At 62.1% G+C, this 15,882-nt stretch carries 14 protein-coding genes; 1 reads left to right on the top strand and 13 read right to left on the bottom strand.

Going from position 1 to position 15,882, the window contains the following annotated elements; genetic code table 11:
- Position 1: 1 nt before the first annotated feature.
- From pdeM to AC0L2X_RS11785, 5 genes are all read right to left on the bottom strand, one after another.
- The gene (pdeM, locus tag AC0L2X_RS11805; RefSeq protein WP_473556333.1) at positions 2 to 718 is read right to left on the bottom strand and encodes a ligase-associated DNA damage response endonuclease PdeM; all 717 of its coding nucleotides are present in this window, start codon (positions 716 to 718) and stop codon (positions 2 to 4) included.
- Positions 715 to 3,237 (bottom strand): ligase-associated DNA damage response DEXH box helicase, encoded by a 2,523-nt coding sequence (locus AC0L2X_RS11800; protein ID WP_473599828.1) that lies wholly within the window; start codon positions 3,235 to 3,237, stop codon positions 715 to 717. The genes pdeM and AC0L2X_RS11800 overlap by 4 nt, the downstream gene beginning before the upstream one ends.
- Before the next feature lie 67 nt (positions 3,238 to 3,304).
- Entirely contained in the window at positions 3,305 to 4,165 is an 861-nt protein-coding gene (locus AC0L2X_RS11795) for a C40 family peptidase (RefSeq protein WP_473556337.1), read from the bottom strand.
- A 30-nt stretch (positions 4,166 to 4,195) separates the two neighbouring features.
- Positions 4,196 to 4,546 (bottom strand): MarR family winged helix-turn-helix transcriptional regulator, encoded by a 351-nt coding sequence (locus AC0L2X_RS11790; protein WP_023676939.1) that lies wholly within the window; start codon positions 4,544 to 4,546, stop codon positions 4,196 to 4,198.
- A 69-nt stretch (positions 4,547 to 4,615) separates the two neighbouring features.
- Entirely contained in the window at positions 4,616 to 5,980 is a 1,365-nt protein-coding gene (locus AC0L2X_RS11785; protein WP_473556340.1) for a leucyl aminopeptidase family protein, read from the bottom strand.
- A gap of 123 nt (positions 5,981 to 6,103) precedes the next feature.
- Here AC0L2X_RS11785 and AC0L2X_RS11780 point away from each other — a divergent pair, with 123 nt between their 5' ends.
- Entirely contained in the window at positions 6,104 to 6,925 is an 822-nt protein-coding gene (locus AC0L2X_RS11780; protein WP_352488566.1) for a tetratricopeptide repeat protein, read from the top strand.
- Between the two features lie 115 nt (positions 6,926 to 7,040).
- Here the strand turns inward: AC0L2X_RS11780 and AC0L2X_RS11775 are convergent, their stop codons facing one another.
- From AC0L2X_RS11775 to AC0L2X_RS11740, 8 genes are all read right to left on the bottom strand, one after another.
- Positions 7,041 to 8,057, bottom strand: a complete 1,017-nt coding sequence (locus tag AC0L2X_RS11775) for a type II secretion system F family protein (RefSeq protein ID WP_292654024.1) — start codon at positions 8,055 to 8,057, stop codon at positions 7,041 to 7,043.
- Between the two features lie 9 nt (positions 8,058 to 8,066).
- Positions 8,067 to 9,080, bottom strand: a complete 1,014-nt coding sequence (locus tag AC0L2X_RS11770) for a type II secretion system F family protein (RefSeq protein ID WP_352488193.1) — start codon at positions 9,078 to 9,080, stop codon at positions 8,067 to 8,069.
- Between the two features lie 29 nt (positions 9,081 to 9,109).
- Positions 9,110 to 10,618 carry a CpaF family protein gene (locus AC0L2X_RS11765; protein WP_473556342.1) on the bottom strand — a complete coding sequence of 503 codons (1,509 nt, stop codon included), beginning with the start codon at positions 10,616 to 10,618 and terminating at the stop codon, positions 9,110 to 9,112.
- 29 nt (positions 10,619 to 10,647) lie between these two features.
- The gene (locus AC0L2X_RS11760) at positions 10,648 to 11,931 is read right to left on the bottom strand and encodes a CpaE/TadZ family protein (protein WP_352488190.1); all 1,284 of its coding nucleotides are present in this window, start codon (positions 11,929 to 11,931) and stop codon (positions 10,648 to 10,650) included.
- A gap of 55 nt (positions 11,932 to 11,986) precedes the next feature.
- Entirely contained in the window at positions 11,987 to 12,721 is a 735-nt protein-coding gene (locus tag AC0L2X_RS11755; protein ID WP_473556343.1) for a CpaD family pilus assembly protein, read from the bottom strand.
- A 14-nt stretch (positions 12,722 to 12,735) separates the two neighbouring features.
- A complete protein-coding gene (locus AC0L2X_RS11750) occupies positions 12,736 to 14,262 on the bottom strand; it encodes a type II and III secretion system protein family protein (RefSeq protein WP_352488188.1) in 1,527 nt (508 codons plus the stop codon).
- Positions 14,259 to 15,074: a Flp pilus assembly protein CpaB gene (cpaB, locus tag AC0L2X_RS11745; protein ID WP_352488187.1), complete on the bottom strand. Its 816-nt coding sequence runs from the start codon at positions 15,072 to 15,074 to the stop codon at positions 14,259 to 14,261. The genes AC0L2X_RS11750 and cpaB overlap by 4 nt, the downstream gene beginning before the upstream one ends.
- A gap of 189 nt (positions 15,075 to 15,263) precedes the next feature.
- Positions 15,264 to 15,782, bottom strand: a complete 519-nt coding sequence (locus AC0L2X_RS11740; RefSeq protein WP_473556345.1) for an A24 family peptidase — start codon at positions 15,780 to 15,782, stop codon at positions 15,264 to 15,266.
- Positions 15,783 to 15,882 lie beyond the last annotated feature (100 nt).

The following is a 15,882-nucleotide window of genomic DNA, read 5'->3' as shown; positions in this document are numbered from 1 at the left end:
TTCAGCCCGGCCTGAGCATCGCGTGCGAAATCGCGAAGATGCGTTCGGCGCCAAGCATGTAGGCCATCAGCGTTTCGCGCTTGAACAGTCCCAGATAGGCGCGATCGAGCACGTTGAGCGAGCCGGTATAGGCGCCGAAAGCCGGCATGATCATGCGGCTGCCATCACCGGCAAAGCAGCGCCGCCGCACGGAGCGGCCTTGCTGCACGATGCGGGCGCAAGGGTGCAGGTGGCCTGATATCTCGCCTTCCACTCTCACCGCCGAAGGCTCGTGCCGGAAGAGTAGTGAGCCTATGGCCAGCTCGCGCACGGTCTCGCCGGGCAGGTCGGCCGGTGCTTCAGGATCATGGTTCCCGGCGACCCAGAACCAGTCGCGCCCGACCATCAGCCCTTCCAGCCTTTCGCGAAAGCTCGCGTGCATACGCGCTGCGCCGCCGCCATCGTGAAAACTGTCGCCCAGGCTGATGACGATCGCGGGCTGATAATCGGCGATCACCGCCTGCAGCCGCAGCAGCGTCGCGCCGGTGTCGTAAGGTGGGACCAGCGTGCCGCGCCTGGCCAGTGATGAGCCTTTTTCCAGATGCAGGTCGGATACCGCCAGAAGCCGGAATTCGGGAAAATAGAGCACGCCGCGACAGTCGCAGATCGCGCGTTCGCCGGCGATACGGACAGCGCCCGCATCCGCCAGAGGCGCAGCCATGGCGAGCGCGACAGTCATTTCGTCCCCATGGCCTCCTCGACCAGCGTGGCTGCATCCATCAGCAGCGTGTCATCGGCCTCGCCGTGCACCGGCATTTTGCCGATCTCGAGCATGATCGGCACGGCGAGCGGCGATATCTGCTCGAGGTTCTTATGCATGATTCGACCTTGGACGCGCGAGAGCATCTCGGCAAGTCTGCTGACATCCAAGAGACCGGTCGCGGCATCGGCCCGCGTCGCCTGCAAAAGGATATGGTCGGGCTCGTGGCTGCGCAGCACGTCGTAGATGAGATCCGTCGACACGGTTACCTGGCGGCCGCTCTTCTCCTGCCCCGGGTGGCGTTTCTCGATCAACCCCGAGATCAGCGCGCAATTGCGAAAGGTGCGCTTCAAGAGCCAACTGCCGGCGAGCCAGGCTTCGAGGTCGTCGCCCAGCATGTCCTGATCGAATAGCTGAGCCAGCGACGGTTTCTTCGCCCTGAACATATGGCCCATATCGGCCAGCGACCATATGGCAAGCGCATAGTCGGTGGCGACGAAGCCGAGCGGCTTGGCTCCCGCCCTGTCGAGGCGGCGGGTGAGCAGCATGCCGAGCGTCTGGTGCGCCAGCCTACCCTCGAATGGATAGGCCACCAGATAGTAGCGGTTGCCACGCGGAAAGGTCTCGATCAGCAGATCGTCGCGTTTCGGCAGTACCGACTTGTCGGCCTGGAAGCGCAGCCAGTCTGCGACCTGCTCCGGCAACTTCTTCCAGCGCTGCGGATCGTCCAGCATGGCGCGGACCTGTTCGGCCAGGTACGTCGAAAGCGGGAATTTGCCACCACCGTAATACGGCACCTTGGCGTCGCTGCCGGGCGCGTTCGAGACGAAGCACTCATTCTCGCGGATGCCTTCGAAACGCAGCACCTTGCCAGCGAACATGAAGGTATCGCCGTGCGTCAGCGTCTCGAGGAAGGCCTCCTCAATCTTGCCCAGAACCCGGCCGCCACGCGAAGCCGCGCCTCTGCTGCCAGCCTGCACGTAGCGGACGTTGAGCGCCGGCACTTCGATGATGGTGCCGACATTCAGCCGGTATTGCTGGGCGACGCGAGGATTTGAGACCCGCCACAGCCCGTCCCTGTTGAGACGAATACGGGCGTAGCGTTCGTAGTTCTTCAGCGCATAGCCGCCGGTGGCGACGAACTCGACGACGCGATCGAATGTCGGCCGATCGAGATCGGCATAGGGTGCAGCCGTCCGCACTTCCTCGAACAGCGCATCGGCATGGAACGGCGCACCACAGGCGCAGCCCAGCACGTGCTGCGCCAGCACGTCGAGACCGCCGTTGACCAGCGGCGGCGTATCCTGGGCACCGAGATAATTGGCGTCGAGCGCCGCCCTGCATTCCAGCACCTCGAAGCGGTTGGCCGGAATCAGGATCGCCTTGGACGGCTCGTCCATACGGTGGTTGGCGCGGCCGATGCGCTGCGCCAGCCGGCTGGCACCTTTCGGCGCGCCGACATGGACGACCAGGTCGACATCGCCCCAGTCGATGCCGAGGTCGAGCGTCGATGTGGCGACGATGGCGCGCAGGGCGTTTTCGCCCATCGCTTTCTCCACGCGCCGGCGCTGGGCGACATCAAGCGAGCCGTGATGCAGCGCGATCGGCAAGGTGTCCTCGTTTACCCGCCACAACTCCTGGAACAGCAACTCCGCCTGGCTGCGCGTGTTGACGAACAGCAGGGTTGTCTTGTGGCGCTTGATCTCGTTGTAGATCTCCGGTGTTGCGTAGCGGGCCGAATGTCCCGCCCACGGCACGCGCTCCTCCGAATCGAGAATGGAGATCTCGGGCTTGGCGCCGCCAGTGACGATGATCAGTTCGGCCATCGGCCCCGGTGGATTCTGGCTGACCAGCCAGCGCCGCAATTCGTCGGGCTCGGCGACCGTCGCCGACAGGCCTATCGTCTGCAGGGCGGGCACAAACGAGCGCAGCCGGGCCAGCCCGAGCGACAGGAGATGCCCGCGCTTGGAGGTCACCAGCGAATGCAATTCGTCGAGCACGACATAGCGCAGGTCCTCGAAGAAGCGCCTGGCATCGGGCGCGGCAATCAGCAGCGCCAATTGCTCGGGCGTGGTCATGAGAATGTCGGGCGGTGCCAGCTTCTGCCGCTGGCGCTTGTGTGCGGGCGTGTCACCGGTGCGTGTCTCGACGGTGACCGGCAGCCCGATTTCTTCGACGGGTTTGCCGAGATTGCGCTCGATGTCGACGGCCAGCGCCTTCAGCGGCGAGATGTAGAGTGTGTGGATGCCTCGGTGCGCCTGCCCCGGCCTTCTCCTCGGCCGGCCAGCCAGTTCGGTCAGCGATGGCAAGAACCCGGCCAGCGTCTTGCCGGCGCCGGTCGGCGCGATCAGCAATACCGACTGCCCGCTCTGGGCCTTGGCCAGCAAATCGATCTGGTGGGCGCGCGGCGACCAGCCCTTTTCCGCAAACCATTTGACAAATGGCTCGGGCAGGACGACGGCGGCATTCTGTTCGGCAAGGCGCGGCTGCTCTGTCACGCGCCAGAGGTAGCGCGGTGACGCGCAATCGCCAAGCAGAATCAGAACAAAAGGTGATCGATTCGCATTACGGCCGGCGAAACCCGGTCGGTCCGCCATAGAGATAGCCGATACGGGCGACCGCCTCCCTCAGTCCTTCACGCGACACCAGCATGGTGTGGCCGTTGGCGTGGATCATGGTCTCCGGGTCCGTCATGATCGCGACGTGGCCTTTCCAGAAGACCAGGTCGCCGCGCCGCAACCCGGCAAAATCCGGCCCGGGGTCGAGCGGTTCACCAATGGTCGCCGCCTGCATGTCGGTGTCGCGCAGCACTTGCCTGCCAGCCATGTGCATTGCAAGTTGCACGAGACCGGAACAATCGATGCCGAATCCGGAGACGCCGCCCCACAGATAGGGCGTGCCGAGAAACGCCTCGGCGACCGCAACATAGTCGGCGGCGGCCTCGGCGACCGGCCTGAGGTGACCCGAGATGACCGCTTGGCCGGACGGCAACAGCGCATAATGCGTGCCGCGCGTTTCGGCTGAGCCCGTCACCGCCACCAATGACCCCATCGAGAGCTGCCCGCTCACCGGGAACCGCAAATCCGGTCCCGGATAGAGGAAAGTGCGCGGCACCGAGATAACATGGGTAGGCGCATGCTCCCGATCGCCCAGCACGGTGTCCGCGACATAGCCGACATAGCCGTCGCGCTCGGCCTGTATCCAGGCCCAGCCCTCAACGTCCTCGAAGACAAGGACGTCTTCGCCGAACAGAAGCTGGGTATCGACGCCGGCGTCCGGCCGCGGCGCCTTGCGGATGTCGGCGACGGAGGCGGTGATGCGAGCCGGCCGGCCGGCGACGAAACGGTCGGCGGAAACCTCGCCTCTCAGCCTGGCGTCGGCGAGATCGGAGCGGAAGGCATGGAGGCGGGCATCCCTGGCGGTCAAATCGGCAACTCGTTCAAATGGGCAACTTGGTCAAATGGGCAACTCTTGGGCTCTGGCAATGATAACATCGCCAAAGCGCTCGACAAAGAGCGCGCCTTCGACTGTGCGCCTGACCAGCACGTTGCGCTTGTCGAGCTCGTCGCGATGGCGCGACACCAGTTTCAGCGCGCCCATCGTATCGAGCGCACGGGTGATCACCGGCTTCGTGACGTTGAGGCGGGCGGCGAGCCCGCGCACCGTGTGCGGCGGCGGATCGAGATAGATGGTGAACAGGATCGCCGTCTGGCGCATGGTGAGATCAGGCGCGTCGTCACGCACCTCGGACAGCACCACCTGTTGCCATAGTCGCAAGGCCTGGCTTGGACGCATGATAATCGACATCCGTCCAGCATGACGGAAAATTGTTTCGGTTCCGTTTCAGTCAATACCTTCGTCGGCTATGCCCGAGAATCAGCCGTAGCGGTTCGAAATGACCTGCTCCAGCGCCCGGATGCCTTGCGCTTCGCCACCGGCAAGGCCGTGCGGGCGATCGGACGGGTTCCAGGCGAAGATGTCGACATGCGCCCAAGCGGCGGTCTTTTCGACGAAGCGCTTCAGGAACAACGCCGCGGTGATCGAGCCGGCGAAACCGTCCGACGTGACGTTGTTGATGTCGGCCACCTTCGACGCCAGCTTGGCGTCATAGGGCTTCCACAACGGCATGCGCCATAGCGGATCCTCGACCGCAACGGAGGCGTCCGCCAGCTCGGATGCAAGCGCCTCGTCACCGGTATAGAACGGCGGCAGGTCGGGACCGAGCGCAACACGGGCAGCGCCTGTCAGCGTCGCCATATCGACCAGCATCTGCGGCTCTTCGTCATCGGCCAAGGCCAAGGCATCGGCGAGCACCAGCCGCCCCTCGGCGTCGGTGTTGCCGATTTCTACGGTGATGCCCTTGCGGCTGGCCAGCACGTCGCCGGGCCGGAAGGCATTGCCGGCAATCGAATTCTCGACTGCGGGGATGAGCACGCGCAGCCGGACCTTCAGCCCGGTGGCCATGATCATGGAGGCGAGGCCAAGCACGTTGGCAGCGCCACCCATGTCCTTCTTCATCAAAAGCATGCCCGAGGAAGGCTTGATGTCTAGACCGCCTGTATCGAAGCAGACGCCCTTGCCGACCAGCGTTATCTTGGGGGCATTCTTCGGCCCCCAAATCATGTCGATCAGGCGGGGCGCGTCGGCCGAAGCTCGACCGACGGCGTGGATCATCGGAAAGTTGGCGGTAAGAAGATCGTCACCTTTGGTCACCGATATTTCGGCCTTGTGCGTCGCGGCCAAGGTCCTGGCGGCCTTCTCCAAATGCCCGGGGCCCATATCGCTGGTCGGCGTGTTGACCAGATCGCGCGCCAGAAAAATGCCATCGGCGAGGCGGCGGATGCGGGCGCCGTCGGTGCCTGCCGGCAGCGCGAGGCGAAGCGTCTTGCCTGGCTTCTTGCCGTAGCGGGTGAAGACATAGCCGCCGAGCGCCACGGCGAGTGCCGTAAGCTCGGGCTTGGCCGGTGCGGACGCAAAATGCCAGTCGCCTTCGGGCAAGGCTCTCGCTAGTGCGCCGATGGCCAGTGCGCCCTCGCCATCACCGGTGCCGAACAGGGCTCCGGTAATCGCACCGTTGTCGCCAGGCACGATCAGCGTCCTGCCGGCCTCGCCGGAAAAGCCGTTGGCCTTGGCCCAGGCGACCGAGGATGGCGCAAGGCCCGCCGCCGCCAGAGCACCCTTGGCCACCAGATGGACCGGCAGCGCACTGCTCAATTCTTTCTCGACGAGTTCGACAGGCATTCGCTGGTCTCCGGGCTTCCGAGTCGGCGTTTCTTAACACTCCGTTAGGGTTAACAGAATATTTCTGCGGGAGGGAAGATGACCACGCAAATGGTCACGCGCATAAACGGAGCCCTGGTGCCGATGCCGACCAACCGCAGGATGAACGCCAGTGCACATAGGCTGATCACCACAGCGTTGATGATGGTGCTTGCCGCAGGCGTCGCCGGCTGCGGAACCAGCAAATTGACGACTGGCTCGATTTCTCGTCCAAGCGGCAAGCCGCTGGAAACAATGTCGGCGGGCGAACTGCACAACGCTACGATGGCGCTCGGCCAGTCCTATTCGAAAAACCCCAGCGACAAGCGGACCGCGACAAACTATGCCGCGGCGCTGCAGATGGACGGCGACGCAGACCAGTCGCTTGCGGTGATGCGCAAGCTGGCGATCGCCTTGCCGAAGGACCGCGACGTGCTCGCCGCCTATGGCAAGGCGCTAGCCGCCAACGGTCAGTTCGAGCCGGCTCTCGATGCCGTGCGCCGCGCCCAGACGCCCGAATATCCTGACTGGAAACTGGTATCGGCCGAAGCTGCCATTCTCGACCAGCTCGGCCAAAAGGACGAGGCGCGCCAAGGCTATCGCAAGGCGCTTGACCTCAGGCCGAACGAACCGTCGATCCTTTCCAATCTCGGCATGTCGTACGTGCTGGAAGGTGATTTGCGCACGGCCGAAACCTATATGCGCTCGGCCGCCCAGCAGCCGAATGCAGACAGCCGCGTCCGCCAGAACCTGGCGCTGGTCGTCGGTCTGCAAGGCCGTTTCGACGAGGCCGAGAAGATCGCCTCGCAAGAGCTGTCGCCGGATCAGGCGCAGGCCAATGTCGCTTACCTGCGCCAGATGCTGGCGCAGCAGAATGCCTGGAGCCAGCTCAAGGACCAGGACAAGGCAAAGCCCGCCACCAACTGACCGCTTCGAGCGCCGAACCGGCGCGAGAATTCCGCAACATGTCAAACGCAAAGAGCCGCGCTGCACCGGCAGCGCGGCCCTGAATCATATCAGCTTTGTGGCGACGCCGCTGGCGCTACTCGCTGCTGGATTTCGGCTGGTCGCCAAAGATGCCGCGCTGGCTGACCTGGATGCCGGCGGGACCCAGAATGATGGCGAACAGCACCGGCAGGAAGAACAGGATCATCGGCACGGTGAGCTTGGGCGGCAAGGCCGCGGCCTTCTTCTCGGCGGCATTCATGCGCATGTCGCGGCTTTCGGCGGCCAGCACGCGCAGCGCATGCGCCACGGGCGTACCGTAGCGCTCAGCCTGAACCAACGCCTGGGACACCGACCTGACGGATTCGAGGCCAGTTCGGCTTGCAAGGTTCTCGTAGGCCTGCTTGCGCTCCTGCAGATAGGAAAGCTCGGCGTTGGTCAGGATGAACTCTTCCGCCAATGCCACCGATTGCGCGCCGATCTCATCGGCGACCTTGCGGAGCGCCGCTTCCACCGACATGCCGGACTCGACGCATATCAGCAACAGGTCGAGCGCGTCCGGCCACGCCATCTGAATCGACTGCTTGCGCTTGGTAGCGCGGTTGTTGACGTAGAGCACCGGCGCGTAGAACCCCGCATAGGCTACCACGATGCACACGAACAGCTTCACGAAAAGCGGCTGCTCGGGCAATCCTCCGAGCACGAACAGATACATCGCCGCCAATGCAAAGCCGATGAAGGGCAGGACGAGACGGAAGAAAAGGAAGCGTGTCAGCGGATTTTGCCCGCGAAAACCCGCCACTTTCAATTTCTGCAAGGTACCTTCATCCGCCAGCGCACGCCTGAGATCCAGGCGATCGACAATATTGCGCATGCCGACCGACTGTTCTTCGCGCAGGCCCTTGCGTCGGCGGTCGGCTTCGACTGCCAGCCGCGCACGCTGCTTGGCGCGCAGCTCATCGCGCTCCAGCGCCACGGATTTCATGCGCGCCTTGAGCTGGTTTCCGCCAAAGGCGGGCAGCAGCGTGAAGACGGTCGCAAACACCGCAATGCCGACCAGCAGTGCGATCAGCAGAGACGGATCGGTGAGAGTTCTGATGACGTGATCGGTCATACGCGAGTCCTAGACTTCGAAGTTCATCATCTTGCGCATTACCAGGACGCCCATCGACATCCAGATGCCGGAACAACCGAGGATCAGATGGCCGGTGCTGGTGGTGAAGAGGGGCATGATGTAGTTCGGGCTCGTCAAATAGACGAGAAAGGCGACGACGAAAGGCAAGGCGCCGATGATCACGGCGGATGCCTTGGCTTCCATGGACAACGCCTGGACCTTGGCTTTCATTTTCTTGCGGTCGCGAAGCACGCGCGATAGATTGCCCAGCGCTTCGGAAAGATTGCCGCCGGCCTGAGACTGAATCTGGATGACGATGCCGAAGAAGCTCGCCTCGGTGCACGGCATCGTTTCTGGCATGCGCATGGCCGCGTCGGGGATCGACAAACCCATTTGCTGCGAATCGACGATGCGGCGGAACTCGGTCTTGACCGGCTCGGGGGACTCGTTGGCGATCAGGCGCACGGCATCGTTCAGCGGCAGACCGGATTTTACCGCACGCACGATGATATCGAGCGCGTTCGGAAATTCGTTGAGGAACGCCTTGACGCGGCGCGCGCGGCGAAACGAGACGAACCAGCGGGGCAGACCCAAGACGCCGACCAGCAGCGCAGCCGGCAAGACCAGCAGTGGTGCGCCGATGAAATAGACAACAGCCGTCAAGACGACGCCGCAGACCGCCGAGTAGACATAGAAGCGCTCAAGCGAGATCTTCATGCCGGCCTGACGGATTTGGATCTTCAGCGGTGGCTTCTTGACCAGGCTCTGATTGGACTTTTGCTTTTGATCGAGATCTTTCAGCGAATCCTGGACGGACTTGCGACGCTTGGCCGCTTCCGCCACGCGATCACGCGAAGCCTTGACGACGGAACGATCCGTCTCGGCGGTCTTGATCGAATCAAGCCGCTTGCCGACCTGCTTCTCGGTGCTGATCCGGTTGAACAGGAAAGCATAGGCGACAGCGCCGGCGCTGAAGCCGGCGAGCACGACGAATGCCAATACAGTGCCGTCAATTCCGAACATCGACCCTGGCCCTCACGCTTCCAGACGGATCAGTCAGCGCGTTTCTCCATCGCCTCGAGCGCAACCGCGAGGCGCTGCTCCTCACCGTAATAGCGGGCGCGCTCCCAGAAATGCGGACGGCCGATGCCAGTCGACACGTGCTCGCCCAGCAGCCTGCCGTTCGCGTCCTCGCCCTTGATGTTATAGAGAACGATGTCCTGGGTGATGATGACGTCGCCTTCCATGCCGATCACCTCGGTGATGTGGGTGATACGCCGCGATCCGTCGCGCAGGCGTGCAGCCTGTATGATCACGTCGATGGAGCCGACGACGATTTCGCGCACGGTTTTTTGCGGCAGCGTATAGCCGCCCATGGCGATCATCGACTCAATACGGTTGAGGCATTCGCGCGGGCTGTTCGAGTGGATCGTTCCCATCGAGCCGTCATGGCCGGTGTTCATCGCCTGCAGCAGGTCGAACACTTCGGGTCCGCGCACTTCGCCGACGATAATGCGTTCGGGGCGCATGCGCAGACAGTTCTTGACCAGGTCGCGCATGGTCACTTCGCCCTCGCCTTCGAGGTTGGGCGGACGGGTTTCGAGACGCACCACATGCGGCTGCTGCAATTGCAGCTCAGCTGAGTCTTCGCAGGTGATGACGCGTTCCTCGCGGTCGATATAGTTGGTCAGGCAATTGAGCAGCGTCGTCTTGCCTGAGCCGGTACCGCCCGAGATGACAATGTTGCAGCGGACACGGCCGATGATCTTGAGAATCTCGGCCCCTTGCGGCGAAATCGAGCCGAACTTGACCAGCTGGTCGAGCGTCAGCTTGTCCTTCTTGAACTTGCGGATGGTAAGTGCGGTGCCGTCGATAGCCAGGGGCGGTGCGATGACGTTGACACGGGAGCCATCAGGAAGACGCGCATCGCAGATCGGGCTTGATTCATCGACGCGGCGGCCAACCTGGCTGACGATACGCTGGCAGATGTTGAGGAGCTGCTGGTTGTCGCGGAAACGGATGCCGGTCTGCTCGACCTTGCCGTTGACTTCGATGTAGACGTTCTTGGCGCCATTGACCATGATGTCGGCAATATCGTCGCGGGCAAGCAGTGGCTCCAGCGGCCCGTAGCCCAAAACGTCGTTGCAGATATCCTCGAGAAGCTCTTCCTGCTCGGCGATGGACATCGCGAAATTCTTGATCGCGATGATGTCGTTGACAATGTCGCGGATTTCCTCGCGCGCGCTTTCGGGATCGAGTTTGGCCAGCTGCGACAGATCGATCGTATCGATGAGTGCGGCGAAGACCTGGCTTTTGGTGTCGTAGTAGGTTTCACTCTTTTGGCGCTGGATAGTTTTCGGCTCCGGGGCCAATGGCGGCGGCTCGACCGCACGGCGAACCGCCGGCGCGGCAGGCGCGCCGGATGGCGGCAGCGCCGCCGGCCTGGCAGTTACAGCCGCTTCCACAGGGTTGGCGGCCGCCGGCGCAGCAGGTGCGGGTGCTGGCTGACGGAATTCCGGAATGGTCCGGTTGCCGTCGTCGCTGCCTCTTTTACCAAACATGATCGCTTACCAATTCCACCGCTGAGGCATCACTTCTTGTTGCGCGAAAGCTTGCCGATCAGGTTGCCGAGGCCAGCCTTTTTCTTCACCTTGATTTCGCTGCGCCCTGTCAGCACATGGGCGATCTCGTTGATCGTGGCGACGACCGGACTCTTGGCATCCATTTCACCGAGCATACGTCCATTATTGGCAGCATTTCCGAACAAAAGCGGCTCGAACGGGATGATCGACATCGGCGAAAGGCCGAGCGATTCGGAGAAGTCGGACGGCGTAATCTCGGGACGTTTCGGCACACCGGCCTGGTTTATTACAAGCTTTGGCGCAGGATCGTTCGGACGAAGCCGCTTCAGCATGTCGACCAGGTTCTTTGTGTTGCGCAGATTGGCCAGTTCGGGCGTCGCCGTGATGACGATCTCGTCGGCCTTGACCAGCGTGTTCTTGGTCCAGCCGGCCCAGACGTGGGGAACATCAAGCACGAGGAGCGGCGCGCTACGCTGGGCTATGTCGATAAGCTGGGTGAAGGCGTCAGGATCGAAATCGTAGACCCGCTCCAGGGTCGAAGGTGCCGCAAGCAGCGACAAGTGCTCGGCGCATTGGGCGAGCAGCCGGTCGAGATAGACCTCGTCGACGCGTTCCGGCGAGAAGACCGCCTCGGCAATGCCTTGCGCCGGGTCCTGGTCGAAATTGATATTGGCCGTTCCGAAGGCGAGGTCGAGATCGGCGACAACCACTTCGGATTTGAAAAGGGACGACATGGCCCAGGCCACATTATGGGCTATGGTTGAGGAGCCGACGCCGCCCTTGGCGCCGATGAACGCAATCGAGCGGCCGATCGGCTCAGCTTCCGGATCAACGAAGATCGAAGACACCACGCTGACGATGTCGGCCATCGATACGGGCGCGATGACATATTCGGAAATGCCCGAACGGATGAGTTCGCGGTACAGGCCGACATCGTTGTAGTGGCCGACAACCACCACCTTGGAGGTCGGATCACAATGCTCGGAGAGCTGTGCGAGTTGTTCCAGCAACAGCTTCGGCTCGCTGCGCGATTCAAGCAGGATCAGGTTCGGTGTCGGCGCCGACTGATAGAATTCGATGGCGGTGGGGATGCCCCCCATATGCACCTTCAGATGGGCCTTGGCCATGCGGCGATCCTCGCCGGCGCGCTCGACCGGATTGGCTACGCCTTCGGTCTCGCAAAATGCCTGGATCGAAATGCGCGGGATCGGCCGCAACGCCTGCATCGCGGCAATATCCTGCTCCGAGGTTTCGCCGCCCGGTACCTCTGTGTCATAGGCAAGATTGCTCATTGTCATCACTTTCCGTGACTTGCGCGGCTTAGGGTTTGTTGAGCCTCAACACTCGTTAATATTCGACTTCCGAATTGCCGAGGAATTCGTCCGAGATACCTCTGTCACGATAGACGTCGATCACCGCGCCGCGATTTTCCGCGTCGATCGGCGTCGGCTTGCGTGGCCCGATCAGATCGGACGGATTGGCCATCTGGGCAGCCAGGTTGTTCTGATACGAACAGCCGAAATCGGCATAGTGCTTGTTTTCCGAAGTCTGCAGCAGGTCTTCGGGCCAGCGCCCGCATTTATCCGTCTGAGCCTTCACCGAGACGTAGGCAACACGGACCGGTGCGGACGCTTCGGCCGAGACAGACTGATAGGACCGCAAGGCGATCCGCTTCCGGCTGATGCCGCTGGCTATGGCCAGCCTGGCGAAATCGCGGCCGGCCGCTGCCGCTGCGATTTCGTTGGCTGAGCCGCTCGGAATCTCAATCGTCAGCACCGGGGCCGCGCTCCTGTCGTATCCGTCCAGGAAGCCCAGGAGTGTGTCACGCTGGGATCTGGTCATACCACGGTCGCCGGCGCCGACCGGAAGATCGATCTTCTGTATCTTCTCGGCTATGACGATCGGATGGGTGGTGCGATAATCGTCCGGTATGGCACCTACCGTGACGCTGTCGCGATTGGCGCAGCCGGCCAGCAATGCCGCCACCGCGATCGCTATTATGGGAACGGCCGGCCGCCAGATTCGCGAATGGACTGACCGCGTCGCGGTGATCGCCTGCGCCTTCGATGTTGCCTTAGACATGACCGCTTCCCCGCTTACTTGTAGATAAAGCCGACAACGCCGTGGTAACGGCCGTTGGGCTTGTCGGTCTGCATGGTGCCGTAGACACGGTTGACGCGGCCAAGGAAAATGCCGGCGCCATCGCTGGCGGCGTTGAAATTGTCATCCGGCTTGGCAAGATCGTTGCGCGCCACCGGCTTCACCAGATAGGGCGTTATGATGATGACGAGCTCGGTCTCGTTGCGAACGAAATCCCTGCTGCGGAACAGCGCGCCAAGCACTGGAATCTTTGTCAGACCGGGCAAGCCGTTGACGGCTTGCCTGAGATCATCGCGGACAAGGCCGGCAATCATCATCGAGCCGCCCGAAGGCAGTTCCACTGTTGTGTCGGCCAAGCGCTTGCGGAGCGACAGGGCATTCATGCCCGGGCTTGTTACACCTTCGGACAAAGACACAGACCCCTCCGTTGTCGGCTCGGAAACCGAGGTTCTGACTTTCAGGCTGATACGGCCGGGAGACAGCACCACCGGCTGGAATTCCAGGCCAATGCCGTATTCGATCTTCTCGATCGAATACGTCTTCAGACCGGTCTGGTTATCGTTTGATACGGCTTGGGAAACGCTGGTCACCATGTTGTATTCGCCGCCAACCTTGAAGGTCGCCTTCTCGCCGGATACGGCCGTCAATGTTGGTTCGGCGAGGGTTTTCATGACGCCGGACTGTTCCATGGCATTGATGTAGGCCTGCAGCGTCGAGCTCCCGATAGCGAGGCCCGAGTTCGACAGCGACTTGCCCAAACCAGTGAAATTGTCGCTTACCGCGCCCCAGCTGATGCCGTTGCTGCTGCCGTTGCCCACCATGTTGACGCCGAGCTGCTTCATCACCGAGCGGCTGACTTCCGCGACCGTCACCTTCAGCGTCACTTGGTCGTCGCCGATAATCTGCAGCAGGTTGACGATCTTGCTGACGCGGCGCTCGGCATCCGGGTTATCGATCGCGACGCCGGCTTCAGCCGAACCGCCGGCAGCGGTCTGCGAATATTGACCCGTGGTCGCCTCGCCGCCGGACACGAAGATGTTCGCCAGATCAGCCGCGCGCTTGGCGTCCAGAGGAGTGTCAACGGTTCCGGTCAGAACGACGTTGTCGTTCAGCAACTCGACCTTGACCTCCGATGACGGGATGAAGCGCTTGATGTAATCCTCCAGCCCGGCGACGTCACGTTCGACCGCTAGGTCAAGGCTGACGATCTGCTCGCCATTCGGGCCAAAGACGAAGATATTGGTCTCGCCGACCGCCTTTCCAAACAGATAGATGCGCCTGGCGGTGCGGGTCACCGCGTCGGCTACAGCGGGGTTGGCGACGAGAATGTCGTAGGCATCACTCGGGAGGTCGATGACCACCGACTTGTTCAGTCCAAGCTTGACCCGCTGGGTGGCGGTCGAAGCCGTAACCCTGGCATTGCCCGCCGCACTGGCATCGAGGATGCCATATGCATTCGTTCCAAGGAGAAACAGGCCGATCGCCGCAGCCAGCGTGAGCGGCAGTTTGGTTTTTAGACTCATTTCCTTGCCCCCACTTCGGAAACTTCGCCCGACTTGATCAACCGCACCGTTCCGCGCCGGCCATTGCCGGAAACCAGGTAGTCGGCTTCGCCCACATTCTTGTCCTGGCTATCCTTGATCGAGCGCAGCGCCAATGTCAGGCGATCTGCCATCTGCTGTGCGACGGTGATGATCTCTGACTGCTGCGGCGTCAATTCCAGGGTGGCGGTCTGGCCCACCCTGGTCTTCTTGCCTTCCTCGTCTTCCTGAATGGTCTGGTCGATCGCCAGGACGCGAATATTCTTGAGAATAGTTTCGGTCGTGAAGCCCGAACCACCGCCATTGGCGGGATCGGCTCTGCGGGTCATGATGACGTCGACGAAATCGTTGGGAAGAATAAAGCCACCGGCCGAGGTGTCGGCCGAGATGCTTGTGGCAACAGCCCGCATGCCGGAGGGCAGGATCGACGACATGAAGCTTTGCCCCTCACCGATCAGCTTCGAGCGCCGCAGCGGTTCGCCGGCGTAGAGCGCCACGCGGGCGACGGCGCCCTTCAGCTTGTCCAGCGCTTCAGGCTCGGCGGCGCGGGTGATGAAATTTGCGTTGATGCCGGCGGACGGCCATGACTCCCAGGAAATGTTGTTTTCAAGCGGACTGCCCATCGGAACGTCGCCGGAAAGAACAAGCACATCCTGCAGTGCGATCGTCGGCGCCTGAGGACCGGAATCGACAACCGGAGGCGGCGGAGCCACGACCATGTTCTTCGCGACATAGCCTGCACCACCGGCCGCGGCTATCGCCACGCTCAGAATAATCAATCGGGATGCTGGCATCTGTCCGAACCTCGCCTTGGCAAACCACGTAGCCAAGCGGGACTTTGCAGCGGCAATCGTCAAAACAAGGTTAATGTTATACTTACGATCGTGATTAATTTAACGTTTACATAAATTAGATCGACAAGCCCGGCCCGAAGGAAAACGTGGCCAACTCGCCTGCTCGGCGCCAACGGCGTAAAGCGAAATTCAGCCCGCCAGCCTGGTAAGTGCCCAGGCCATCAATGGCGAGTCGGAATAGGTGAGCAGACCGCCAACGCCAAGCGCGATGCCGTACGGAACGCCGGTCGCCTCATCGGCGAAATGGCGCAGGAACGGATTGTGGCTTGTGACGGCGGCAAGCGGCGACTTTCGATAGGCGAGGATGGCTAGCGTCAGCAGGCCGCCGATGAATGTCGAGGCGACGAGGTACTCGATGAGATGGATGTTCAGTCCCATCCACATAGCAGTGGCAGCCAGAAGCTTGGCGTCGCCACCGCCCATGCCGCCCAGCGCGAACAGGCCGAACGTCACCGCGAGAACCAGGCCGGCGGCGGCGAAATGCCAGCCATAGGTGACCCAGTCCATGCCGGTCAAAGGCGCAGCCAAGGCGAACACAACCACAAGCAACACCGGCACGCGATTGGCGATCGTCATCGAAAGCATATCGGAGATCGCGGCAAAAAGCATGCAGAACGGAAACACGACGAAGATCACGGCTTCAAGCATCGGCGCGCCTGTGGTCAAATTGCATCTGGCCCTCAGCCTAGTCACATTCGCTTAACGATTGATGAGGCCCGAATTTCAAATCGTGCCGGGACTAAAGACT

Source organism: Mesorhizobium sp. WSM4828 (assembly GCF_055811175.1).
Note: the sequence above shows the minus strand (reverse complement) of the source record. Positions and strands in the feature narration are given on the sequence as shown.